At 47.4% G+C, this 24,399-nt stretch carries 27 protein-coding genes; 26 read left to right on the top strand and 1 reads right to left on the bottom strand.

Annotated elements, in window-relative coordinates; all coding sequences use genetic code 11:
* From GT1_RS01940 to GT1_RS01855, 18 genes are all read left to right on the top strand, one after another.
* Positions 1-1,227, top strand: coding sequence for a type II secretion system F family protein (locus tag GT1_RS01940; RefSeq protein WP_188396986.1), 1,227 nt, complete (start codon positions 1-3; stop codon positions 1,225-1,227).
* A 15-nt stretch (positions 1,228-1,242) separates the two neighbouring features.
* A complete protein-coding gene (locus tag GT1_RS22625) occupies positions 1,243-1,629 on the top strand; it encodes a type II secretion system protein (RefSeq protein WP_304626260.1) in 387 nt (128 codons plus the stop codon).
* 88 nt (positions 1,630-1,717) lie between these two features.
* On the top strand, positions 1,718-2,455 hold the full coding sequence (locus GT1_RS01930) for an A24 family peptidase (protein WP_188396984.1): 738 nt from the start codon (positions 1,718-1,720) through the stop codon (positions 2,453-2,455).
* Positions 2,431-2,916, top strand: coding sequence for a prepilin-type N-terminal cleavage/methylation domain-containing protein (locus GT1_RS01925; RefSeq protein ID WP_188396982.1), 486 nt, complete (start codon positions 2,431-2,433; stop codon positions 2,914-2,916). Before GT1_RS01930 ends, GT1_RS01925 begins: the two co-directional genes overlap by 25 nt.
* A gap of 22 nt (positions 2,917-2,938) precedes the next feature.
* Positions 2,939-3,337, top strand: coding sequence for a type II secretion system protein (locus GT1_RS01920; protein WP_188396979.1), 399 nt, complete (start codon positions 2,939-2,941; stop codon positions 3,335-3,337).
* A gap of 46 nt (positions 3,338-3,383) precedes the next feature.
* Positions 3,384-3,926: a PilW family protein gene (locus GT1_RS01915; RefSeq protein ID WP_188396977.1), complete on the top strand. Its 543-nt coding sequence runs from the start codon at positions 3,384-3,386 to the stop codon at positions 3,924-3,926.
* A gap of 159 nt (positions 3,927-4,085) precedes the next feature.
* Entirely contained in the window at positions 4,086-4,568 is a 483-nt protein-coding gene (locus tag GT1_RS01910) for a hypothetical protein (RefSeq protein WP_188396975.1), read from the top strand.
* A gap of 18 nt (positions 4,569-4,586) precedes the next feature.
* A complete protein-coding gene (locus GT1_RS01905; RefSeq protein ID WP_188396973.1) occupies positions 4,587-4,865 on the top strand; it encodes a late competence development ComFB family protein in 279 nt (92 codons plus the stop codon).
* Complete coding sequence (gene pilM, locus GT1_RS01900; protein WP_188396971.1) at positions 4,846-5,940, top strand: type IV pilus assembly protein PilM; 1,095 nt, start codon at positions 4,846-4,848, stop codon at positions 5,938-5,940. The genes GT1_RS01905 and pilM overlap by 20 nt, the downstream gene beginning before the upstream one ends.
* A complete protein-coding gene (locus GT1_RS01895; protein WP_188396969.1) occupies positions 5,927-6,457 on the top strand; it encodes a PilN domain-containing protein in 531 nt (176 codons plus the stop codon). Before pilM ends, GT1_RS01895 begins: the two co-directional genes overlap by 14 nt.
* 2 nt (positions 6,458-6,459) lie before the next feature.
* Positions 6,460-7,062: a type 4a pilus biogenesis protein PilO gene (locus tag GT1_RS01890; protein WP_188396967.1), complete on the top strand. Its 603-nt coding sequence runs from the start codon at positions 6,460-6,462 to the stop codon at positions 7,060-7,062.
* Between the two features lie 14 nt (positions 7,063-7,076).
* Positions 7,077-8,150, top strand: coding sequence for a chorismate synthase (locus GT1_RS01885; RefSeq protein ID WP_188396965.1), 1,074 nt, complete (start codon positions 7,077-7,079; stop codon positions 8,148-8,150).
* Between the two features lie 48 nt (positions 8,151-8,198).
* Complete coding sequence (locus GT1_RS01880; RefSeq protein ID WP_188396963.1) at positions 8,199-8,747, top strand: hypothetical protein; 549 nt, start codon at positions 8,199-8,201, stop codon at positions 8,745-8,747.
* Positions 8,748-8,842: 95 nt separating this feature from the next.
* A complete protein-coding gene (locus GT1_RS01875; protein WP_223225996.1) occupies positions 8,843-10,081 on the top strand; it encodes a type II secretion system protein GspD in 1,239 nt (412 codons plus the stop codon).
* A 24-nt stretch (positions 10,082-10,105) separates the two neighbouring features.
* Complete coding sequence (locus tag GT1_RS01870) at positions 10,106-10,639, top strand: shikimate kinase (protein ID WP_075754796.1); 534 nt, start codon at positions 10,106-10,108, stop codon at positions 10,637-10,639.
* Positions 10,620-11,702, top strand: a complete 1,083-nt coding sequence (aroB, locus tag GT1_RS01865) for a 3-dehydroquinate synthase (RefSeq protein WP_188396960.1) — start codon at positions 10,620-10,622, stop codon at positions 11,700-11,702. The genes GT1_RS01870 and aroB overlap by 20 nt, the downstream gene beginning before the upstream one ends.
* A gap of 477 nt (positions 11,703-12,179) precedes the next feature.
* The gene (locus GT1_RS01860) at positions 12,180-13,319 is read left to right on the top strand and encodes an efflux RND transporter periplasmic adaptor subunit (RefSeq protein ID WP_223225995.1); all 1,140 of its coding nucleotides are present in this window, start codon (positions 12,180-12,182) and stop codon (positions 13,317-13,319) included.
* Positions 13,312-16,404: an efflux RND transporter permease subunit gene (locus GT1_RS01855; protein ID WP_188396956.1), complete on the top strand. Its 3,093-nt coding sequence runs from the start codon at positions 13,312-13,314 to the stop codon at positions 16,402-16,404. The genes GT1_RS01860 and GT1_RS01855 overlap by 8 nt, the downstream gene beginning before the upstream one ends.
* 17 nt (positions 16,405-16,421) lie before the next feature.
* Here the strand turns inward: GT1_RS01855 and GT1_RS22700 are convergent, their stop codons facing one another.
* Positions 16,422-16,604, bottom strand: coding sequence for a CC/Se motif family (seleno)protein (locus GT1_RS22700; protein WP_376741996.1), 183 nt, complete (start codon positions 16,602-16,604; stop codon positions 16,422-16,424).
* Positions 16,605-17,016: 412 nt separating this feature from the next.
* On the opposite strand from GT1_RS22700, the gene GT1_RS01850 reads away from it, so the two are divergent.
* From GT1_RS01850 to queC, 8 genes are all read left to right on the top strand, one after another.
* Entirely contained in the window at positions 17,017-17,991 is a 975-nt protein-coding gene (locus GT1_RS01850; protein WP_223225994.1) for a 2-hydroxyacid dehydrogenase family protein, read from the top strand.
* Between the two features lie 177 nt (positions 17,992-18,168).
* The gene (locus tag GT1_RS01845) at positions 18,169-18,627 is read left to right on the top strand and encodes a hypothetical protein (RefSeq protein ID WP_075754806.1); all 459 of its coding nucleotides are present in this window, start codon (positions 18,169-18,171) and stop codon (positions 18,625-18,627) included.
* 110 nt (positions 18,628-18,737) lie between these two features.
* Positions 18,738-19,559 (top strand): ATP-dependent sacrificial sulfur transferase LarE, encoded by an 822-nt coding sequence (gene larE / locus GT1_RS01840; RefSeq protein WP_188396953.1) that lies wholly within the window; start codon positions 18,738-18,740, stop codon positions 19,557-19,559.
* Between the two features lie 3 nt (positions 19,560-19,562).
* Positions 19,563-20,315 carry a nickel pincer cofactor biosynthesis protein LarB gene (gene larB / locus GT1_RS01835; protein WP_075754811.1) on the top strand — a complete coding sequence of 251 codons (753 nt, stop codon included), beginning with the start codon at positions 19,563-19,565 and terminating at the stop codon, positions 20,313-20,315.
* Positions 20,316-20,324: 9 nt separating this feature from the next.
* Positions 20,325-21,518: a nickel pincer cofactor biosynthesis protein LarC gene (larC, locus tag GT1_RS01830; RefSeq protein ID WP_188396951.1), complete on the top strand. Its 1,194-nt coding sequence runs from the start codon at positions 20,325-20,327 to the stop codon at positions 21,516-21,518.
* A 16-nt stretch (positions 21,519-21,534) separates the two neighbouring features.
* On the top strand, positions 21,535-22,482 hold the full coding sequence (gene rnhC / locus GT1_RS01825; protein ID WP_223225993.1) for a ribonuclease HIII: 948 nt from the start codon (positions 21,535-21,537) through the stop codon (positions 22,480-22,482).
* 113 nt (positions 22,483-22,595) lie between these two features.
* Positions 22,596-23,675: an HD-GYP domain-containing protein gene (locus GT1_RS01820; RefSeq protein WP_188396949.1), complete on the top strand. Its 1,080-nt coding sequence runs from the start codon at positions 22,596-22,598 to the stop codon at positions 23,673-23,675.
* 35 nt (positions 23,676-23,710) lie between these two features.
* Complete coding sequence (gene queC / locus GT1_RS01815; protein WP_188396947.1) at positions 23,711-24,397, top strand: 7-cyano-7-deazaguanine synthase QueC; 687 nt, start codon at positions 23,711-23,713, stop codon at positions 24,395-24,397.
* Positions 24,398-24,399 lie beyond the last annotated feature (2 nt).

The raw sequence follows: 24,399 nt of genomic DNA, 5'->3' as shown, positions 1-24,399 counted from the left end.
GTGATAAAAACATATAGCTATAAGGCCAAAGCCCGAACCGGTCAGGTGTTGACAGGCAGCGTTATGGCCGAAAACGAGGCGGCAGTAGCTGCCTATATCCGGGATAAAGGCTATTTTGTCACCCAAATCAAAGTACAGAAATCAGCATCCGCTATTGGTGCGACGTTAGATAAACTGCAGTTGGTTACTATAAAAGATTTAGCCGTTTTTTGTCGCCAGTTTTCGACAATGGTGGATGCCGGGCTGTCCTTATTAGCCTGTCTCAGTATCATGATTGAACAGGCCCACAATCCTAAACTCAAAGCTGCCCTAAAAGTCATTTATAAAAAGGTACAAGCAGGTGAAACTCTGTCCAGGGCTATGGCCGGGTATGCCACTATTTTCCCTGATATTATGATTAATATGGTGGAAGCCGGGGAAGTTGGCGGTGTGCTTGACGAGATGCTAAGCAGGCTGGCAATTCACTTCGAACAAGAGCATAAACTTAATGAACGGGTCAAATCGGCGATGGTTTATCCGGCAGTGGTTGTAGGTATTGCGTTAGTAACTGTTAGCTTTATTCTGACCTTTGTTTTGCCTCCCTTTATGAAATTATTTGAAGATATGCAGGCTGAAATACCGCTGGCGACGCAAGGATTACTGAAAATCAGCAGTTTGCTCACCGATTATGGCCTATGGCTGACAGCGGCACTGCTGTTGTCAGCCATAGGGGTAATCATATTGGCGCGGCAGCCGCAATACCGGCTGGTGCTGGATCAATTACTGTTTGTTTTGCCGGTATTTGGCCTGTTATGGCGTAAGGTGGCAATTGCCCGTTTTAGCCGTACTCTGTCAACTTTGGTACGGGGTGGGGTACCCATTATCACCGCCATTGAAGTTGTGAAAAAGAGCTCAGGCAATCTTAGTATGACAAGAGCATTGACTGTGGCTCAGGCTAGTATTCGTGAGGGAATGGGGCTGGCAATGCCACTAAGGGCTAGTAACGTGTTTACCCCTATGGTGGTGCAGATGGTAGCCGTTGGGGAAGAAACAGGCGAATTGGATAAGATGTTAGAGAAGATCGCCGATTTTTATGATAGTGATGTTGAGGATATGGTTAGCAGGCTGAGTAGTATGCTGGAGCCGGTATTGATTGGAATTGTGGGGATAATTATTGGGTTTATTGTGATTTCGGTGATGCTGCCGATATTTGATGTGCTTACTAATTTTAACCAATCTTATAATTAACAGAGGGTTGAAGCAATGCTTATGAACAGCAGAAACAATATAAAAAGTCAAAAAGGCTTTACTTTAGTTGAATTACTGGTAGTGATCGCCATTATCGGGATTTTGGCTGCCATTGCCGTTCCTAAATTTACCAGTGCTACCGACAGTGCAACCAAGGCGAGAATTCAGGCTGATTTGCGGAGTATTGACAGCGCAATTGCCCAGCACTATGCTGCCACAGGCGTATTTGCCACAGATATTGCTACCTTATCGCCTTATTTTATCTCAACAGTGAAGAGCGGCGAACAAAGCTTTAAGTACCAGGACAAGAAAGTTATTTATGGTATTGATGGTGGACGTGCGTTTGCGACTGTGGAAGCTACAGCCAAGTCGTATTATGCCGACTGGAGCGAAAAATCATAAGCGGTTGTTAGGACTATAGCTGTATTGTGCAGCAGAATAATCAGCTGCTTAACTATATGGGTTGATAGGGGTATTTTAGTTGTTAAGTATGTTCATGTTTTTTATTGGTTCTGTTATCGGCAGCTTTCTCAATGTTTGTATCTATCGCTTACCGCAAAACGAGTCTGTAGTTACTTCGCCTTCGCATTGTCTTCAATGCAACACCCCGCTTACAGCTCGGGATTTAATTCCTATAATGAGCTATCTGCTTTTAGGCGGCAAATGCCGTTATTGCGGCAAGCCCTATTCGTCACGCTATGCGCTGGTTGAGTTGCTTACCGGATTATTATTCCTTTGGTGTTTCTTGTGTTTTGGCGCAGGGATTGAACTGGTTACAGCTCTGCTGTTTACTTCATTTCTGGTCATTATTGCCTTCATTGACTATGATCATCAGCTTATTTTGGATAAAGTGCTTGTCTGGTTTGCCGGAGCCGGTGTTGTTGCCAAGCTATATACCGGTTATCCCCTTATTGGGGATATGCTTCTTGCTGCTGTTACCGGCGGGGGAGTCTTACTTTTTCTCGCCCTAATTACGCGCGGCGGTATGGGCGATGGGGATATCAAGCTTGTTGCAGCTCTTGGTTTATGGCTGGGGTTAGAACCCATCATGCTGACCTTATTTTTAGCTTTTGTCCTGGGCGGTCTAAGCAGCGCCTTGCTCTTGCTGTTCAAACTGAAAACCCGCAAAGATTTTATTCCCTTTGCCCCTTTTATTGCTATTGCCGGTTTTATTAGTGCTTTATACGGAGTTGAGGTTATCCAATGGTATTTTCAATTTTTGCCATAAAGAAGAAAATTTGTCTAAAGCCGTCTGGTCAAAGCGGCTTTACTTTTATAGAAATGCTGATGGTGCTTGCCATCCTTGCGTTGGTGACCGCATTAGCTGTCCCGAAACTGGGAGATTCGACAGCCAGACGGGAAATGGATAGTGCGTCAAGGCAATTGGCGGCCGATTTGCGCTGGATGCAGCAATTGACAGTTAATAGCGGCGGCGAAGCTATCCCCAGGATGGTTTTTGCTTCGGCCGAGCCTTATCAATACAGTGTGATGGTGAGTGGTCACAGTGTAAAATCTGTTAGGCTGCCGGCCAGTGTTTTTGTAGTTAATGCTGTTGTATCTTTTAATGTAAACGGACTTCCGGTTTTGCCCCACGGTATGGGGACGACCATTAGCGTAAACAGCAGGAAGATAACCGGCTTGAGCAAACAAGTGATCATTGATTCTGTGGGGCGGATACGTATCGAGTAACCGTTGTGACGGGGTGGAGTGAATGTCTGGACTAAGGCGGCAAAACGGCTTTATTATGGCTGAGGTAGTGGTGGGAATGATGCTTACCAGCATAGTTTTATTAGCAGTTACAGGTATGTTCCTCCAGTCCACCAAAGCTGCCAATGGCGCTGCGGAATATACGGCGGCTGTCAATTTAGCGCAAAAACAGCTGGAACTGTTAAAGCTGCGGTCAGATACCTATTGGAAAAATCTAGCCTTGCCGGCCAGCATTGCGTGGCAGGGAACGGCAGCGGCAACAGGTCCTTACTCGGTTGCAACTACGGCTTTTGTCAGTATTGATGACAGCCGCCTTGTCGAAGTGGTGGTGGTGGTTTCATGGACCAGGCAGGGACAAGCGCGTCAGGTACAACTAACCACTTTTTACTCCTGCATTCCATAATTATTGCAGTTGCCGGTTTTACTTGGAGTATTTGGAGAGATGTTAAATGCAAAACAGCATGACAGGGCAACGGGGAATGACTTTGATCGAATTGATGCTTGGACTTATGCTGACAGTAGTATTATTGTCCGGAATTTTTGGGCTTCTGTCTACTTCGCTTGTTTCCTGGAAGTCCGGCATCAGCCGGTCTGAGGTGCAGCAGACAGCCCGTTTTGCGGTTGATAGTATGGTTAGGGATTTACGTTATGGTGATAATTATCAACTGGGGAACGATGGCAGATCTATTACCTACCGTAATATAAAATCAGGCCAGTATGGCAATACCTACCGCTATCATGTCAGTACAGCCGACCATAAATTATATAAGACCGGTATCATTCCGCAAGTTGTTTCGCAGCCGGTGACTGGTGAGAATGTTAAAGGGGCGAACTACATTATTCTTAACCCGGATAATCAAGCCCTGTTTAGGCAGCCTGATTCCAGCAATCCTGATACGATAACCATAACGGTGGAAGCAAAGGATACTGTTACCGGGCATAGTTTCGTACTTTATTCGGCAGTTACCAGTTTGACGCAGACCTTTAAGTGATAATGCCAAAGTAAGAATTGCTTCAGGTGGAGCTTCAACTCTATCTGAAGCAATATCACGCTTATTTGATAAAGAAAACACGGCTTGCGCCAAGCCTTTGGCGACAGTGGAAGCCGATGTTGATCCTGTTTTTAAGAAAGTTATACACTTTCTGTCAGGATGAAAGAAACAGAGGTGATGCTCTTGCTGTTTACGCGGCGCTTATCGCCGGAACGCGGTTCGGTTACGCTGATGGCAATCATTGTCATGACCTTACTTTTAGGCTTAGGCGGAGCCTTTATCTCACTTAGTTCGACCGAAGTGGATATAAGCAAAGATTATTGCAATGGAGTTGCTGCTCAATATCTCGCTGAAGCAGGAGTTCAGTGGGCTATTGTCAAATTAAAAACAGAGACTGATTTTGTGGCAAAAACCGGAATTCCTCCAGGGGTTACCAAGACTTCTGCCATTAAAAATGAGGGAACTCCTACAGCGGGCAGCTATACTGTCAAGGTAACAGGCTCGGGGACAACACGCATTATTACTTCAACCGGGACAGTTGGCAGTGGGAAAACAGCCGCTAAACGGCAAGTAATACTTCAGGTTACGCCACATGCTGCAAGTACGTCCGGCTTATCTATAGATTCGTATAGCAACTATTAAACAGTGGGAGGGATATTTGTGGAACTTAAAAACTTTATGGAAGACTTAGTTTGGCAACAGATTGATGAAGTCATTGAAAGCCATAAACATGCCTGCAGATGTGAAAAATGCCGTTTTGACACTGCTGCCCTGGCTTTGAACCTTTTGCCGCCTCATTATGTTGTGAGTGCACAGGGGGAAACGTTTAGCAAGGCAAAATCACTGGAACAGCAATTTAATGTTGATATTCTTACTGCTATTAGTCAGGCTATTCAGATTGTGTCCAGCCAGCCGCGTCATGAATCTAAAAAGGATTAAAAAACATCTGGTTCACTGGTTTGTAGGGCAATCCCAAAATATTGTAGGTATTGATATTGGCACCGGACAGGTTAAGGCGGCGGAGCTATCTTTACATAGCGGACACCCGGTACTTAAAGCCGCAGGTTTGATTGATTTGCCTGAACATGCGGTAGAGGACGGGTATGTACTTGAGCACGAGGCACTGGCAGATAGTATTCGCCGACTGTTGGCCACCAGTGGAATTTACTCCCGGGATGTGGTTGTAGCAGTAGCCGGCAGAGCAGTATTTGTCCGGGAAATCATTTTTCCGGTTATGACTAAGGAAGAACTTAAAGCGGCCGTCAGGTGGGATATGGAAAAGTATGTACCCTACGAGCCTGACAGTTATTATTATGACTTTGCCGTAATTGGGCCGGGAAAAGATGAATCAGAGCTCAAGGTGCTGCTGGTGGCAGCACCTCATGAGCTTGTTAACACCTTAGCTGCCGCGTTGGCAGCGGCTGGGTGCAAACTGTTAGCCATCGATATTGAACCATTGGCTGTATTTCGAACATTGCATGACGTGAAAAATGCCATGGTTATTGATATTGGCACCACTGTTTCTCAAATTAGTGTTTTTCAGGGTGAAAGTCCGGCAGTTACCAGACTTGTTCCGATCGGCGGCCGCAAGTTTACCGAAGTCATTATGCAGACAACAGGGCTTGAATATCCAGAGGCTGAACGCTTGAAACAACAGACCGGCATGTTGAAGTGCCATGATTTCAAAGGCGAATTGTCTATGGTGCACCAGCATCTCCAATTGCTTGCCAGTGAACTTGGGCGTGAAGTAGAGCGTACGGTCGAGTATTATCAGGCACAAAACCGGGAAACTGTACTTGATAGAATCTATCTTACCGGCGGTGGAGCAAAGCTGGATAATCTGCCGGAATATTTAGTTGCGCAATTAGGGGACATTCAGGTGCTGCGGCATAACCCGCTCAGCGTGTTAACTCCGGCTGCTTCGCTGGATAGAGAGTATTTGCATGGCTTGGCGCCACAGCTGGCGGTTGCGATTGGCCTTGCTTTGCACGGAGGAATGGATGTTAACTATTAATCTGCTGCCGCCTGCCAGGAGACGCCCAAAATGGCCTTTGAAAAAGCTGGCACTGGTTACCGGCGGAGTCTTTACCACTTTGGTTTTGGGAATAATCATTTTTAACACTTATAAAATATGGGCATTGGAACAGCAATTGGCAGCTTTGAGCCAGCAATATGAGCTGTTACGTCCAACCCAGGAAAAAATGCAATTAGTCATAGATAAACAACGTCTGATTAATGAAAAACATGCAGTTCTGCTTAACATAACGGCTGAACAGACTTCGTGGAATGCCATCATAGTGCATTTTGGCGTGATAACGCCGCCGCAAATATGGCTTTCCGAACTAAGTGCCGGGGAGCAGCAGGTGTTGCTGGTAAAAGGCAACGCGGCAACCTACCCTGATTTGGCCAATTTTATTACCCAACTGGAACGGGATGAACTTTTGGGCGAACCTGTTCTGCTTAAGGCCGAACAAGAGGCTGAGTATTTGTATACTACCTTTGAAATGACTGTGAAAATTAAGGGGATATAGTTGTGACAGGCTGGCTGGTCAACTTAGACAGTAAGCACATGGTGATTTTATTCGGGGCAGGGTTGCTGACTGCCATTGTCTTGGTCTATTTAGGGATAATAGCGCCACAAGGCAAGCGGATGGATGTCCTTGCAGCTCAATGTCAAATAGAACAGCAACGCATAAAAACTATTGAAAGCTATGCACAAAAGTACCCTGACCCGTCACAACATGTACGGGATATGGATGCGAAGGTTGCCAAACTGGCTGCAAAACTGCCTGATAAACCTGAAATCGGCAGTTTTTTAAAAGAAATTGAACAAGCCGCTAAGCTAAGTCAAGTAAGTCTTTTGGAGATTAAGCCATTGGCCATGGTGAACAGAAATGGCTACAGGGAGATTCCGATAGAAATCCAGCTCAAAGCATCATTTCCCAATCTGCTTGAATTTACGAAAAAAATGGGTGAGCTTCAGCGGTTTAATTACCTTACGTATGCTCATCTTCAAGCAAAACAAGGCATATTAGAAGTTAAACTTATAGCAGTTGTGTACAGCTACGGCATTTTTTCCGAACCTGTACCACAACAGCCGTCTCAGTCATCTCCGGTAAAAAATAAAAAAAATTAAACAGGGGTGTTTTCATGTTCAGATTCCTTACAGCCGGCGAGTCGCATGGACCGGCGCTTACCGCTATTATTGAAGGGATTCCGGCAGGCTTGGCCTTGGATTTGGATCAAATTAATGCCGATATGGCACGCCGCCAACAGGGGTTTGGTCGCGGCGGCCGGATGAAGATTGAAAAAGATAAAGCCGAAATAACCTCAGGGGTGCGTTTTGGCGTTACATTAGGCAGTCCGATAACTATGCTTATTCATAACCGTGACTGGGATAACTGGCAAGAGCGGATGGCTGTATTTGGCCAGCCGCAGGGAGAACCCATTCGGGCTCCCAGACCCGGACATGCTGATTTGCCTGGGGTGTTAAAGTACCAGCGGCAAGACATCCGGGACATTTTGGAAAGGGCCAGCGCCCGCGAAACTGCAGCCCGCGTTGCGGTAGGCGCTGTTGCTAAGCAGCTTTTGGCGGTGGCTGGTATTACCATAACTTCCAGAGTTTTAAACATCGGTGGTGCGCAAACTGAGGCAGAAATGCTGGAAGCTATTGCGAAAGCCAAGGCGGCAGGCGATTCTCTGGGCGGTATCTTTGAAGTAGTAGTTGCTCAGGTTATGCCCGGGCTAGGCAGTCATGTGCAATGGGACCGGCGATTGGATACCCGCTTGGCGGCCGCTGTTATGTCTATTCAAGCCATTAAAGGCGTAGAATTCGGGGCAGGGTTTGCTTATGCCAATTTGTCAGGCAGTCAGGTACATGATGAAATATATTATGAGGGCAGTCAGGGGTATTGTCGTCGCACCAATAATGCCGGTGGTATTGAAGGTGGTATAAGTAATGGTGAGGCCATTATTATTAAAGCCGTAATGAAGGCAATTCCGACACTGATGAAGCCGCTGGCGACTGTGAATATAGCCGATAAATCGGAAGAAAAGGCCAATACGGAGCGGAGCGACGTGTGTGCTGTTGCCGCGGCCGCGGTTGTTGCCGAAGCCATGGCGGCTATTGTAATGGTTCAGTGTCTGTTGGAAAAATTCGGCGGTGACAGTATTGACGATTTGCGGCTGGCCATTAATAATTATAGAATACGGATTAATGATTAAATTCATTATCTATGTGTCATGATGTTTTACTAAGAGAGGAGTTACTTTGTGGAAAGGCTTAACCGGGGGCAGTGCACACAATGCAAGCAGCACAGGCGAAGCTGGCGGCATAGTATCCAGCTGATCCTTTTCTGTTGTTTTATCGCCGCGGCATCAGGGTATTTTTTCTGGTTGCCGGGACGGACTGCCTTTTCCGGTACTCATCCGGGCTCCTCTCGGCAAAGCATTAGTTCACCGGCAATGTCACGGGCGGTAATGCCATCACGCTATCCGGTACATGCCGTGGTACGTGACCCGTTTGCCGTTCCCCCGGAATTTCAGCCGGCGGCGGTGGTCGTTGCATTACCGTCAGCAAAGAATTACTCAAGTGTTCAGGCATCTGCCGCGTTACCCTCTGCAACGCCGGAAAGTTCGTTAGAACTGGCTGGAACAGTGAGTGGCGGCGGGCAACAGGTTGCGATAATAAAAAGAGATGGTGTTAGCCGCTCTTATCTGATTAAGGAATATATCGGTATATATCAACTGGTAACTATTGGGGAAGGCACGGCCACTCTGCGGAGCCCGCAGGGCGAAAAAGTTTTGACTTTAGAAAGGTGAATTTAATGTGTTGCCTGAAGAAATCAATACTTATAGTGTTATGTCTTTTTTCCTTTAGCATAACAGGTGTTGCTGCGGCTAAACCCCCCGTCAACATGCAGGTGAGCAATGCGGAAGTCCGGGATGTCCTTACGGCTTTGGCGAGTGTCGGCAAGGTAAACATGATACTGGATGATTCGGTCAAGGGGACGATCACCATTCAGCTTACCAATATCCCGTACGATTCGGCTTTTGATTTGGTATGCAAGACCAAAGGACTCACCTACCAATTAGTTGGTGATGTTATGGTGGTAGGGGTTGCTGAACAAATCGGCCGCGCGTTTGGATCGGTACATACCTTTAAACTGAAATTTATCAATCCGGATTCTGTTAAAGACACAATTCTCTCCATTTTGTTTGGGGCGAAAAAAGGACAGAAAATCACACAAACCGAGGGTAGTTCAGCTATGAAAACTGCCAATACACAGCAAAGCAGTGCTGCCGCCACTACCGGCGAAAAATCCAGCGAAGAATCAACAGCATTAGACAGGCTGACTATTGATTATGCAACAAATTCATTAATTCTTTTTGGCACCAATACCGAGGCAGCAAGGGTCCAAAAACTGTTGGATGAATTGGATGTACCTTATCAGCAGGTATCACTGGAAGCCGAAGTGCTGGCTATCAGTAAAGAGAAAACAAAAAATATAGGAATTGAATGGTCATGGGAAGCAACGCCGCAATATGCAGAGCGGGATAAAGACGATGATGATAATATTATGGTTACCCGCGAAAATAATAAAGGGATTATTCAATTTGGCCGTAATCCGGAAGGCTATCCTTACGAGTTTTATTACCAGGCAACGATTAATGCACTTGTAAGCAACGGCGATGCGAAAGTGCTTGCCAGGCCCAAGGTTACCACGATTAACGGTCAACAGGCGCAGATCCTTATTGGTGACCGTATTCCTGTACAGGTGCAAACACTAACAAATGGGACAACAACAACAAGTACCGAGTATATAGATGCCGGTATCAAATTGATTTATACGCCGAGGATTAATACCGACGGACTGATCACCGTACAGGTTCTTACAGAAGTCAGTAGTCCCACTTTAGTGTCAGATATTAAACAATATAAGATTACCACCCGTCAGGCTGAGACTACAGTGCGGCTGAAGGACGGCGAAACCATGGTAATTGGTGGTTTAATCGGGTCTACAGACAGTGAAGCGAGAAAGGCTGTGCCCTTCTTCAGTGGGCTGCCAATAATTGGTGCTTTATTTAAAAATTTTAGTAAAACACACAACGATACAGAAGTAGTCATTTTCCTTACCCCACGTATTGTTAAATAGGCAATGTTTAATTTGGAGGAACAAGTGAAAAACATAGTTCTAATCGGATTTATGGGTACAGGTAAGACCAGCACCGGGAGGTTATTGGCAGGAAGACTAAACCGTCCCTTTGTTGATGTTGACAAAAAAATTGAGAAAGAAACAGGGCTGGCTATTAGTGATATTTTCCAACTCTATGGCGAAGACCATTTCCGTCAATTAGAACGGGAGGTTATTTCACGGGTTGCGCGTTATACCAACACGGTTATCGCCACAGGCGGAGGGGTAGTGCTTAAGCAGGAGAATATGGTCAGACTTAAAAATACGGGAATTATTATCTCGCTCACGGCTTCGCTGGATACCATTCTGGAACGAACCTCCCGCCGTGGCGTACGGCCGCTCTTAGATTGTGAGGACCGGGCCGAGCGGGTAGCCAGGTTGTTTCAAGAGCGGGCCAGCCTCTATATGAGGGCCGACTATACTATTGATACCAGTTGTATGCCGCCCCACCAAGTGACAGAGAAAATTATTGGCTTGCTGCGGGAAGGAGGTTATTTGCGTGGCCGAAGTAAGAGTTAACCTGGAAGCACATAGCTATACCATCCATATAATGTCCGGCGGAATCAGTCATGTGGGTGCACTGATGCGCCGCTTGCCGCTGGGAGATAAAGCCCTTATTGTGACCGATGAAAACGTATGTCCGCTCTATGCGGGAACCTTAACTGACAGCCTGACAGCTGCCGGCTTTACAGTCGCGATGGTAACTGTAAAACCGGGAGAGGGTTCAAAATCGCTTACTACAGCAAATGCGGTGTTCACTGAGGCCATTAGCGAAGGCCTTGACCGTAAATCGCCGATTATTGCTCTGGGCGGCGGTGTTGTCGGTGATTTGGCCGGCTTTGTGGCGGCTACTTATTTGCGCGGCGTACCTTTTATCCAAGTGCCGACGACCTTATTGGCGCAAGTTGATTCCAGTGTTGGCGGCAAAACTGCCGTTAATCATGAGCTGGGGAAAAATTTAATCGGTGCTTTTTATCAGCCGAACCTGGTCGTTATTGATCCGACAGCATTGGAAACACTGCCTGAGCGGGAACTAAAAGCCGGTCTGGCAGAGGTCATAAAATATGGTGTTATTGCCGACCAGAACTTTTTTGCTGACTTAGCCGCTGCTGCTGCCGCTTTATTGGCTCGCGATCCGGCTGTGCTGGCGACGGTTATCGGCCGGTGCTGCGAGCTTAAGGCTGAAATTGTGGCCCAGGATGAACGGGAGAGTTCACTGCGTATGCTGCTGAACTTTGGGCATACTGTTGGCCATGCCGTTGAAGCTGTGGGTGGTTATTCGGAGTATAATCACGGGGAAGGCGTAGCCATCGGTATGCATGCTGCCGGACTTATCAGCAAGGGTATGGGGGTATGTAAGCACGAGGATGTAGAGATTTTACAGCAATTGCTCAGCCGCATGGGTTTGCCGCTTAAAGCTCCCGGCTATTCGCCCCAAGCACTTATGAGTTACTTACAGAGAGATAAGAAGATGGAGAGCGGTAAAATCAACTGGGTACTTATGACAGGCATTGGTCAGGTAAAGATAACCCGCGAAGTTACGGATTCTGCAATTAAGGAAGCGTTGGCGCAGATCACCTGACACCAGCGAGTTACATCAAGAGAGATTTTCGATACTTTCTCGCAATTCCCGTAACCCTCCGGCCATTGCCGGAAAAAGCGTTCCGCAGGAGAAAAGCCGGGCGGTATTCCGTTAAAAAATCCGTACTGTTTGAGCGTAGCGAGTTTACGGATTTTAGGAATACCGCCCGGCTTTTCAGCTTTTGGAAGCTCTAGGCCTAGACCTTAGCTAAAGGAAGTTCCGCGCTCCGCTTGGAACTAAGCGATTCACACAAGTTCTAGCGTCGCGTTGCTCCTAATAACTTGATTCTCTGCTTATGGGGCAATGCCAAAAGTAAAGATCTTTTTTGACATTCCGGGATTATCTAATTTGTGCAAAGCCAAAGGACCGCGCTAGCGGTTTTTCTTATCAATAAATTTACATTACGGTGGCAGGATAGCCTGGTCACTTGTCGAATAAAAACTGAGGATTTTAAAATTTATGTGGAGGAATGAACAGGTGGCACGCAAGCAAAGGGCAATCATTATTGTAGCAATTATGGCATTGGTTTTAACCGGGATTATCAGCTACCGTATCTATAGCAATGTGCAGGCGGGAAAAGAACGGGCCGGGCGCGTGGCGCAGGGGCAGGCAGTGGCGGTCGAAGTGGCTGCTGTTACCAGACGGGACGTTACGCCTGTGCTAACCTTTTCCTCCAGTCTTGAGCCGGTATGGAGTGCGGATATTTCCGGTAAAGTTGACGGTCGTATAGAGACCCTTACGGTGGATGAAGGGGATGCTGTCACTGCCGGTATGACGATAGCCGTGCTTGATATGGGAGAACTTTCGGCCCAGGTTATTCAGGCAGAGGGAACTCTGCTGCAGGCCAGGGCCAATTTTGAACAAGCTGAGCTTGATTATAGCCGGATGGCCAGACTTGCTGAGCAAGGTGCCATATCGGTGCAAACACTCGATTCTGCCAGAACGAAACGCGATTTGGCTATAGGTCAGGTTCGGGCGGCTGAAGGCGCGTTAAGCCTTTATGCAAGCAAACTGACAGGCGCTACCATACTAGCGCCACAGAGTGGTGTGGTCACCCGGCGTCATCTGCAAGTCGGCTTTTATGCCAAAGCAGGTACGCCGCTGGTTACTGTGGCCAACATTAGCACGCTTTTAGCTAAGGCTACGGTAGGCGAGGCGGAGATTACCCAGCTTAAGACCGGTGCCAGTGTAAAGGTCAGGGTAGATGCGCTTGGTGGCCAGGAGTTTGTGGGGACAATAACCCGTCTGTCACCGGTAGCTGCCATGCCTTCACGAACCTTTACCGCCGAGATTTCCATTCCTAATGAACAAAATATTATCAAGGCCGGTATGTTTGCCAAAGTGGAAGTTCCTGTTCCGGCGCATGAGCAGGCCCTTGTTGTGCCGGAAACGGCACTGGTGATGCGGGAAGACCGTAAAACGGTGTATGTGCTTACAGCTGACAACAAAGTGCAGCAGCGTCTGCTTACTCTGGGGTATGTGGGCGGCGGCTGGGCGGAAGTGATTGACGGCGTTAAAGAGGGAGAGCAGATCGTCATTGCCGGTCAAAATAAACTGCGGGACGGTTCGCTGGTCCGAATGGCTGCGCCGGGGGAGGCTCGGCAGCTAAATGATTAATTTATTTATCAAGCGGCCGGTATTTACCACTATGCTGGTTATGCTGCTGGTGGTATTCGGGCTTAACTCCTATCCGAGCCTGGGGATTGACCTGTATCCTGATGTGGAGTTTCCTATTGTTTTGGTCAGTGTTACCTATACCGGCGCTTCGCCGGAAGAGATGGAAAGCCTGATTACAAAACCTGTCGAAGATGCCGTAAGCTCAGTGTCAGGCATTAAGACACTATCCTCGGTATCGCGGGAAGGCGTGTCGCAGACCACGATTGAGTTTGAATTGGGGACAAATGCCAAGCTGGCTGCCAACGATGTGCGGGAGAAGGTCGCCGGTATTCGCCGGCGGCTGCCGGACGAGATTGATGAGCCTGTCGTCCAGCGGTACGATATTACGGCACAGTCTATCCTTACTTTTAGTCTGGCCTCCGACAACCGGTCGCGGGGTGAAATCCGCAAAATTGCCGAGGATATTGTTAAAGACCAAATCCAGCAGTTAGAAGGGGTAGCCGAGGTTAGTGTCTATGGGGCAGCCCAAAGAGAAATTCAAATTCTGGCCGACCCCAGCAAACTGGAGGCTTATGGTCTGTCATTGCAGCAATTGCTGGAGGTTGTTAACAGCAATAATGTCAATACTCCGGGCGGGCATGTCAAAGAAAAAGGCATGGAGTTAACAGTTAGAACCATTGGTAAATACAAAAGCATTGATGATATCAAGCAAATTATTGTTCTTAACCAACAGGGGCGTTTAGTGCGGCTCCACGAAGTGGCTGAGGTCAAAGATGCCTGGGAGGAAGAACGCAACTATGCTGCAACCAATGGCGTACCCAGCGTGATTGTCAGCATCCAAAAACAATCAGGCACCAATACTGTCGGTGTCGCGGAAAAAGTAAAACAGTCGATGGAGCATCTGCAACAGAATGTGCTGCCGCCTGATATCAAGGTCACCAAAGTGCGGGATAACTCAGTGTATATTAGAGACAGTGTGGAAGATGTCATGGTGACCATGGTGTTTGGCGGTTTCCTGGCTGTGGCCATTACTTTTCTCTTTTTACGCAACACGCGGGCAACCATTATCAGTGCTCTTGCCATTCCGACTTCCATTATTGCCACCTTCTTTTTGATGAAGGTGATGAATTTTACCCTTAACAATATGTCGTTAATGGGGCTTAGTCTGGCGGTAGGCATTCTGATTGACGATGCCATCGTAGTCATTGAGAATATCTTCCGCCACATGGAGCAAGGTAAAAAAACCTTCGAGGCGGCGTGTGAAGGCACTAAAGAAATTTCGCTGGCAGTGCTGGCGACAACCTTTTGCATTATTGCCGTCTTTGTGCCTGTCGGCAATATGGGTGAGATTATTGGCCAGTTTTTCAAGCAGTTCGGGTTGACGGTGGCATTTGCCGTGGCGTTCTCCCTGTTTGTTGCTTTTTCACTGACACCCATGTTGTCGGCTTATTGGCTTAAGGCCGGTCATGGCGGGGAAAAAGGTGGAATTCGCTGGCTGGAGGCCATGCTTGATAAATGGGAGCGAGGGTTTGAGGCTTTCCGGGAATTTTACCGGCAGGTATTGCATTGGGCGCTGCGGCGGCCGAAAAAACTGGTGGCGCTGGCGATAATATCCCTGTTGGTTAATGGCTTGCTCGTGCAGTTTCTTGGCTCTGAATTTCAACCCACCTATGACTCCGGTGAATTTATTGTCAATATGACGGCTCCGGCAGGAACGTCGATTGAGCGGAACCGGGAATTAGCTGCCCAGATTGAACAGGAAATTCTGGCTATTCCGGAACTGGAATCAGCTTATATGGTTGTTGGCAGCAACCGTCAGGTTTATCGCTCAATGATTGGTGTAAGGCTGGTTAGCACCGGGGAGCGTTCACGCTCCATGATGCAGATTATGGATGAGCTTCGGGTTAAGTTCCGGAGTGTCAAAGGCTTAAAGGTATCGGTGTCAAGCGGGCAAGGCGTGGGGCGGGGCGATTCGCGTCCGGTACAGGTGGCACTGCGCGGTCCGGAGCTGGATAATCTGAATATGTATGCCAGCTTACTTGCCGAACAAATAAAACAAATTCCCGGTACTACCGATGTTGATATATCCAGCGAACAGTCTGAACCGGAGGTTCAGGTAAAATTTGATCCGGCTCGTTTGGGCGATGTCGGCCTGGATGCGGCAACTGCCGGCAAGGCGGTACAAACTGCTTTTCTGGGGTCAACAACCGGCAACCAGTATAATGTGGCTGACAGTGACTATAATATTCGCGTCCAGCTTAAACAAGAACATCGCCTGGGTATGGACGATGTGGCCAATCTTCGGATTCAGAGCCGGAGCGGTTTTATCCGCCTCGGTGATATCGCCGAAGTGAAGCTGTCATCCGGTCCGACGCAAATTGACAGGGAAGATCGTCAGCGTCAGGTCATTGTCTACGCCAATGCGGTAGGCACTTCTACAGGTGAAATCCTTGCCCAGGTAAGAGATTTGATTCCAGGGCTTAATTTGCCTTTAGGCTATACCCATAAGCTGGTGGGCCAGGCCCAGATGATGGAAAACTCGTTTAACGAGATTGCCAAGGCGCTTATCTTGGCTATCATTCTGATTTATATGGTGCTGGCAGCGGAATTTGAAAGCTTTATCCATCCGCTGACAATCATGTTGTCATTACCATTTTCCCTGGTTGGAGCCATACTCGGTTTATTAATTGCAGGCAATACCATTAATATCATGTCGTTGATTGGCGTTATCATGCTGATGGGACTGGTAACTAAGAATGCTATTTTGCTTGTCGACTACACAAATCAGCTGCGCGCAGGAGGTATGCCGACCGTCGAGGCTCTGGTGGAAGCAGGTTCAGTCAGGCTCAGACCGATCTTAATGACAACACTTGCCATGATTTTCGGCATGTTGCCCATTGCTTTGGGCATTGGTGCCGGGGCTGAAATTCGCTCATCCATGGGAGTAACCCTTATCGGAGGCTTAATTACTTCAACTTTCCTGACACTTATTATTATTCCGCTGGTATATCTTTTGATTGACAGACTGCAAAATCATTTCAGACAGGCTAACCCTGATACAACAGACAGAAGCCCCGGCATGTAAATGCCAGGGCTTCTCGTTCAGACCAGTCGCCAGCCCTCGATAACCAGATTCTTAAACCATAGGAAGCGATTGAGCGCAATGGTTAAGGGGATGTCGGGCAGTTCGTAGGGGATATATACTGTTACGCCTTGTATTTCCTCAAGAGAATATTTTTCCGGATTATGCGGTTGGCCCAGGCGTACAGCCGGGCTTTCTCTTATGTCAATTCAGCAGGAAATGACTTGAAAAAGTTCAAGATATATTGGTTTGCCGCGAGAAGTAATATATTCGAGAGCCTGGTCAGTTATTGTCAGCGTTGCCATAAACATACCTCCTTCTACCTATTTACCAAATTTGTTCGGGATAAAGCTATAATATCCTGCCGGCGTACTCTACCATAAAGTAAGGAATTTTGGTAAAATATATTTAAAATATATCAAGTGTCTCATCCGGCGGGGTTATGAAGCATAGCTCCGAGAATTTTTGTTGTCAGGCGCGGCGGAGGAGCCGCACATATCGGACATATGTAAGGCGACGACAACAAAGCCTGGCAGCAAAAAGACCGGTGATATACTTCGTGTTCCCGCCGGGTGAGGCACTGGCAATGCAGGTAACAAAAAGGAGCTGTTGACAGTGAAACAAAAAGTATTTGTTTCGGGGCTTATTCCCAAAATTGCGGCCGAGATGCTGTCCAAGCATTTTGAGGTAACCATGCACAACGATCTTCGCCTTTTAAACAAGCAGGAAATTATCGATGGCCTGGCAGGAAAAGATGCATTATTATGCCTGCTCTCGGATAACATTGATGCCGAAATAATCGCTTCAAATCCCAATTTGAAGATTATTGCCAACTATGGTGCCGGATTTAATAATATTGATGTAGCTGCCGCTACCTCCCGGAAGATTCCGGTAACCAACACACCTGCAGTTTCCACAAACGCCACTGCTGATTTAACCTGGGGGCTGATTTTGGCTATTGCCCGCCGTATTGTTGAGGGGGATAAAACCACCAGGGCCGGCAAGTTTACCGGTTGGGCGCCATTGTATCATTTGGGCGTTGAAGTGACAGGAAAGACACTGGGGATTATTGGTATGGGCAATATTGGCAGGGCTGTGGCAAAACGTGCCAGAGGCTTTGATATGCGGATCGTTTATTATACCCGCACCCGTTTGCAGCCTGAACTTGAGCAGGAACTGGGGCTTGAATATCTGCCTCAGGAAGAAGTCATTAAGCAGGCCGATTTCCTAACCTTCCACCAGAGCTATAATCCGGCCATGAAACATATGATCGGCTCTAAGGAATTGGCCGGTATGAAGCCTACTGCGTTCCTGATTAACGCCGCCCGCGGCCCGTTGATTGATGAGGCCGCCCTGCTTACGGCGCTCAAGAGCAAGACAATTGCCGGTGCGGCTCTTGATGTATATGAATTTGAGCCTAAAGTGACCGCCGGTCTGGAAGAACTTGATAATGTAGTGTTAGCGCCGCATTTGGGCAATGCAACCATTGAGACCAGAAACGCCATGGCCGAGATTGCTGCTAACAATATTATTGCCGTTCTCACCGGCGGCAAGCCGCTTACCTGTGTCAATTCGCAAATTTACGAATAGAAATCCCGGTAAAATTTTCTTCTAACATATGGTGGCAGTAAAATTCCGTCGCAGACACTATTCTTACGAATAGGTTTTGCGGCGGTTTTGTTTTGCAGGTACCTAGTGACATAATATGGGGGAACTGAATACTATGAAGTATAATGCTCTAAAAGGCACCGCCTTGGGGGGATGCTATTGTTTAATCAGACGGATGAAGTAAATAATTTGTTAACATTAATGAAACTGCAAAACAGCAATATTCATGAGCTAAACAAACTCATCTTAACTACAGTCTCGGATATGATGCTGCCTACCAGTCATGAATTTAATGAGTTTGTTAAGCATGTTTCCGAATTTGCCCATTATCATTACAATAGTGAAGGATATAGTCAGGCTGCCCAATTGGTGCAGGCATATCACTATATTCTCTGGGAGCGATTACTTGACAGCCAGGTTTTAGCGGCTGCTGAACAAATGGAACTGGCAATTGGGTATTTGGAACTGGTTGCGCGGGAAAGGCAAATACGGATTCACCCGCAGATTCTGTTGCTAAACCAGTGCATATTATTTATGGAAGAAACTCAACTGAAAATCATCGAGACCCTGGAAAAACTTTTAGAAAACTCACATCCTGCTCCCCAATTGCAAAATTAAAAAAATTCAGCCATAAACAGGATTTTGGCTGTTCATAGGGAATTCTTATAAAGACATAATGCATATAAAAACATTATGTCTTTATGTTGATAATTAACAGGAGGATGGCAATGATTACAATCCAGGAAAAAGTAAATAAGCTTAATACCATACTCTTAACGCTCAAAAGTGCAGTTATTGCCTTCTCCGGCGGTGTTGACAGTACTTTTTTGGCTGCAGCCGCGCATAGGGTGCTGGGGGACAATACTATGGCCATAACGGCGGTATCCGAATCATCTCCGGCCAGAGAGTGCGAGGAGGCCAGGGCGTTTGCCCAGGCAATTGGTATCAAGCATACTGTGCTGCCAGCTTCAGAGATGAATAGCGCTGATTTTATTGCTAATACGTCCCAGAGATGCTATTATTGCAAAAAGGAACGGTTTTCCGCACTGGTGGCTTGGTCGCGGGAGCATGGCTTTGACTGGGTTATTGAGGGCTCCAATGCCGATGATTTAGGAGATTTTCGCCCAGGGATGAAAGCCATTGCCGAACTGCCACAGGTAAAAAGCCCACTGCTGGAAGCCGGCTTTACCAAAGAGGATATCCGGGCTGTGTCGAAAGAGTGGGGGCTGCCCACCTGGGACAAGCCAAGTGCGGCCTGCCTTGTATCCCGCCTGGTGTATGGGCTGGAGATTACCGCTGAACGGTTGCGCCAGGTGGAACTTGCTGAGGAAGTGGTGCGGCAGCATTGCTCAGGTCAGATCCGGGTACGTCATCATGATGCCCTGGCACGTATTGAGCTGCAGCCGGAAGTTATGGCAAAGCTGTTAGCCAGCCAGGAGTTGTTGCCGGTTATTGTGTCCGGTATAAAGAAGCTTGGGTTTACATATGTTACGCTTGATCTTAGTGGTTATCGCACCGGCAGTATGAATGAGACGTTGAACGAGGTGTAGAAAATGGATGTTGACCATGTAAGCAGCCTGCTAAGAGAATTTAAGACAGGCGAATTAAGCTTAGAAGAAACGGTTGAGAAACTAAAGATACTGCCCTATGAAGATTTGGAATTTGCTAAACTGGATCACCATCGCCTGATCAGGCAAGGCTTTGCCGAAGTGGTTTTCTGTCAGGGGAAAACGGTGGAACAAGTGCAGGCTATTGTTCAGCGGCTGGCCGAATATAATCATAGTATTTTGGCGACAAGAGCCAGCAAAGAGATGTATACTGCCGTAAAAGCCGTTGTAGCTGATGCTGAGTATCATGAATTGGCCAGATTAATTACTGTTGAGCGGCAAAAACCGCCTGTTGACAGTGAACGGTTTATTTTGGTGATGAGTGCCGGCACCAGTGATATTCCGGTAGCTGAGGAAGCAGCTGTTACTGCTGAAATTATGGGTAATGAAGTCAGACGGGTATATGATGTGGGGGTGGCCGGGATTCATCGCCTGCTTGATCAAAGGCAGCTTATCGAGCAGGCTAATGTCCTTATTGTTGTTGCCGGGATGGAAGGGGCGCTGGCCAGTGTTGTCGGCGGCATGGCAGCTAAACCTGTCATTGCAGTGCCGACAAGTATTGGCTATGGCGCAAGTTTTGGCGGGCTTGCGGCATTATTAAGCATGCTTAACAGTTGCGCGGCAGGTATCGCCGTTGTGAATATTGACAATGGTTTCGGCGCAGGCAGGCTGGCCAGCATTATTAATCAAATGAGGTGATTTGAACTAATGGATGTAAAATATAATGCAATTTATCTTGACTGTTTTGCCGGTATTAGCGGCAACATGCTGCTGGGGGCTCTGCTGGACGCCGGTGCACCGGCAGAACTGCTCCGGACAGAACTGGCTAAATTGCCGGTAACCGGCTATGAGCTGGTAATAACCAGAGTGGACAAAGGCGGTATCAATGCCTGTTATCTGGATGTTCAGGTAGACGAGTCGGTGCATGAGCATCGCACTTTAGCTGATATTGTCGCTATGATCGATTGTGCAGAGCTTGCACCTGCGGTTAAGGAACTGGCTAAGCGGATATTTACCCGTCTGGCAGAGGCCGAAGGGAAGGTTCACGGCATGCCGGCCGAAGAGGTTCATTTTCATGAAGTCGGCGCAGTTGATTCGATTGTGGATATTGTTGGGATCGCCTGGGCGCTTGATTACCTGGGGATCGAACATATCTATGCTTCACGCCTGCATGTTGGCAGCGGCTTTGTTAAGTGCTGTCACGGACTTATGCCGGTACCGGCACCGGCCACTGCCGAACTCTTGCAGGGTATTCCCTGCTATCAGGGAGATATTGCCAAAGAACTGGTGACACCTACCGGCGCTGCTGTGCTGGCGACTTTAGGCAATGGTTTTGGAGCTATGCCTGAAAGCTTTGTCAGTGCCCGAATTGGTTATGGGGCCGGTACCTGGGAACTGGAAATTCCCAATGTTTTGCGGTTATATGCAGGCAATGTGTCCGCCTTGCTGAGTGGCCGGGAGGACGGACAATGTTTGGTGCTGGAAGCCAATATTGATGACCAAAGCCCGGAGTTGTATGGTTATGTAATGGACAGACTCTTTGCTGCCGGGGCACTGGATGTTTGGCTGACGCCTATTTTTATGAAGAAAAACCGGCCGGCAACGAAACTGTCTGTACTGATTCCCGCAGATTGCCGGACTAAAGCAGTTGATATTGTTTTACAGGAAACCACCTCAATTGGCATGCGCATCTATCCGGTATCACGGTCTATGGCTAGTCGCGAGTTTATGATTATTAGCTTGCCTTGGGGAGAAGTCAAGGTGAAAATTAGCTCCCATCAGGGCAAGATATGTAATGTAGCGCCCGAATATGAAGATTGCCGTAAAATTGCTGAAGCCACCGGGGTGCCGCTTAAGGTAGTTCAACATATTGCGTTAAAAGAAGCTATGTCAATTTGTTAAGGACAGAAGGTTGTAGATGGATATGCTAAACGCAAGACTGGCGGTTTTGAAGGAAGGGTTTGCCCAGGCAGGATTTACTATAACGGCGGAAAAGCCGATCAATTATGGCCGGCAGGTAAAGGTTTCCGACGGGCAGGCCACAGTGACTGTTAATATATATAATGGAAAAAAGGGCATTAGTATTGTTGTAGGTGGTTCTGGGTCTCCGCTCAAAACAGCCGTGGAGGCCATTTGCGCAGGAAAAACGCCGGCTGCGGGCGGGGGTGCCGGGAAGGCGCAGCTAATTGCCGGACGGCCGCCAGGCTTTGAGGCTGTGGCTGATTTTGATAATAAATGGATTGGTCTTGATGAGTCAGGTAAAGGCGATTTCTTTGGTCCGCTGGTAGTGGCTGCGGTGCTGGTGGATGAACAGACGGCCGATAAACTGGCCGCCGTAGGAGTAAAAGACAGCAAAGCCCTGTCTGACGAAAAAAACCGTGCTCTGGCAGAACGTATCAGGGAAGAGTGCGCACACCGGTTTGTTGAACTGGCGTGGATGCCGGCTGAGTATAATGCTATGTACAGCAAGTTTAACAGTGCCGGCAGGAACCTCAATCATTTTCTGGCCTTTTCGCACGCCCGGGCTCTTGAGAGCCTGCTAACCCAGGAGCCGGCCAAGTTTGCCATCGCCGACCAGTTCGCCCACGAACGTTTTATTCAGGCCGAACTCTTAGAAAAAGGTCAGGAGATTACCTTAATACAGATGCACCGGGCTGAGCGCAATATTGCCGTTGCCGCCGCCTCCATCCTGGCGCGTGACCGATTTTTAGTCAGCATGGCCGAGCTTTCTGCACAGTTTGGCATCAGCTTTCCTAAAGGGGCAGTCCAGGTAGTTGGCGTTGCCCGGGAATTTGCCGGAAAGTATGGAAAAGCGGCATTAAACCAAGTTTGCAAGCTCCATTTTAAGACTTTTGAGCAGATATAACTCAATTTGGAAAATTTTTAGCAGGAAAAAAGGAAAACATGTAAAATTATATTGTTAATATTGTAACATATACTAATTATATATCCGGGAGTGGCGTGCGGGGAGGGAAAGCAATGACTGCAAAGTATCGTATCAAACCATATCCGCTCGACGAAATAAAGCCTGGTATGGAAATTGGGCGGATGGTACTGACGCGGGATAAAAAGATTGTTCTCAGTGAAGGAACAATTCTCTCACAAAGCATGATTGAAGGCCTAAAATTTTGGGATATTTCCACAGTATTTATTAAGGAATTACTCTCAGATGAGCCTGATATTGATTTTTCTATTCCGGAAACTCTCCAGCAAAAAAAGTTTTATGCTGACTATGACGATACGGTGCATGCGCTCAAAGAGTCATTTGCTAAAATACGCTTTTTCAAGGAAGTGCCACTGGCAGCTATACGTGAATTAACCAATAACTCGATTGACCCGTTGGTTAACTCAACCGGAGTAATCAATCATATTCATATGATACGCCGTCAGGATGATTATACGTTTCATCATTCAGTTAATGTGGCGGTAATTTGTGGCGTATTGGGAAAATGGCTTGGGTTTGCCGAACAGGATTTGCAGGATTTGGTGTTAGCCGGTTTGCTGCATGATGTTGGCAAAACCCAGATTCCTTTAGAAATACTCAATAAGCCTGGCAAGCTTACCCCTGAAGAAATGGAGATTATGCGTTTGCACACAATCCGGGGGTATCGATTGGTGCATGATATACCTAATCTGCCAATGGGTGTGGCTTATGGAGTTTTCCAGCACCATGAACGTTTTGACGGCAGCGGTTATCCGCTGGGTGTTACCAGCGAAAAAATACATGAATACGCAAAAATTATTGCCATAGCCGATATCTATGATGCCATGACTTCCGACCGTGTATATCATCGCAAGATTACACCCTTTGCCGTAGTAGATATGATCCTTGAGGAAATGTTTCATAAGCTTGACCCTGAGATTGGCATAGTATTTTTAAATAATATTCGCGATTTTTTTGTGGGCAATATTGTAGAATTAAGTGATGGACGACAGGCAGAGGTGATTTATCTTGGACATTTTCTGGCATCAAGGCCGGTTGTAGTCACTTCGGACATAGAATACATTGATTTGGAACGTAATAAGAATCTGAGCATTGTAAAAATTATCAGAGCTTAATTGCAGAAAATAAATGATTAGATAGGGGAACGCTTATGAAGAGAAAGGCAGTTGTGCTGTTGTCTGGCGGATTGGATTCTACAGTATGTATGGCTGTCGCTAACAGTGAAGGCTATGAGCTGCTGCCAATAAGCTTTAATTATCATCAGCGGCACAAGCGGGAACTTGCGGCCGCCGCCAGTGTCGCTCAGCATTATAATGTTGACCGTCATTTGATTATTGAGACAAATATGGATGCCATTGGCGGCAGTGCGCTGACTGATCCTAAACTGGCTGTCCCGGAAGGGGATACCGGCGCTGCGGCAGTTCCTATTACCTATGTGCCTGCCCGGAATTTGATTTTTTTGAGTTATGCTCTTGGCTATGCTGAAGTAACGGGAGCTGAGCGGGTATATATCGGTGTTAACGCCTTGGATTATTCAGGCTATCCTGATTGCCGCCCTGAATTCATTGCCATGTTTCAGCAACTGGCTAACTATTCTACCAAAGCTACGGCTGAGGATGGCCGGAAGATTATTATTGAGACGCCCCTGATAGCCTTAAGCAAAAAGGATATCGTATTATTAGGGGACAAGCTGGCAGCACCGCTTCATCTGACAACAAGCTGCTATCAGGGCCAGGATGCGGCTTGTGGACAATGTGACAGCTGTCTTTTGCGTCTTAAAGGATTTGCTGAGGCAGGACTGAAGGACCCTATTTTGTATCATACTAGGAGTGAATAACA

The organism is Sporomusa sp. GT1, from assembly GCF_014634905.1.
In the GTDB taxonomy this organism is placed as follows: domain Bacteria; phylum Bacillota; class Negativicutes; order Sporomusales; family Sporomusaceae; genus Sporomusa; species Sporomusa sphaeroides.
Note: the sequence above shows the minus strand (reverse complement) of the source record. Positions and strands in the feature narration are given on the sequence as shown.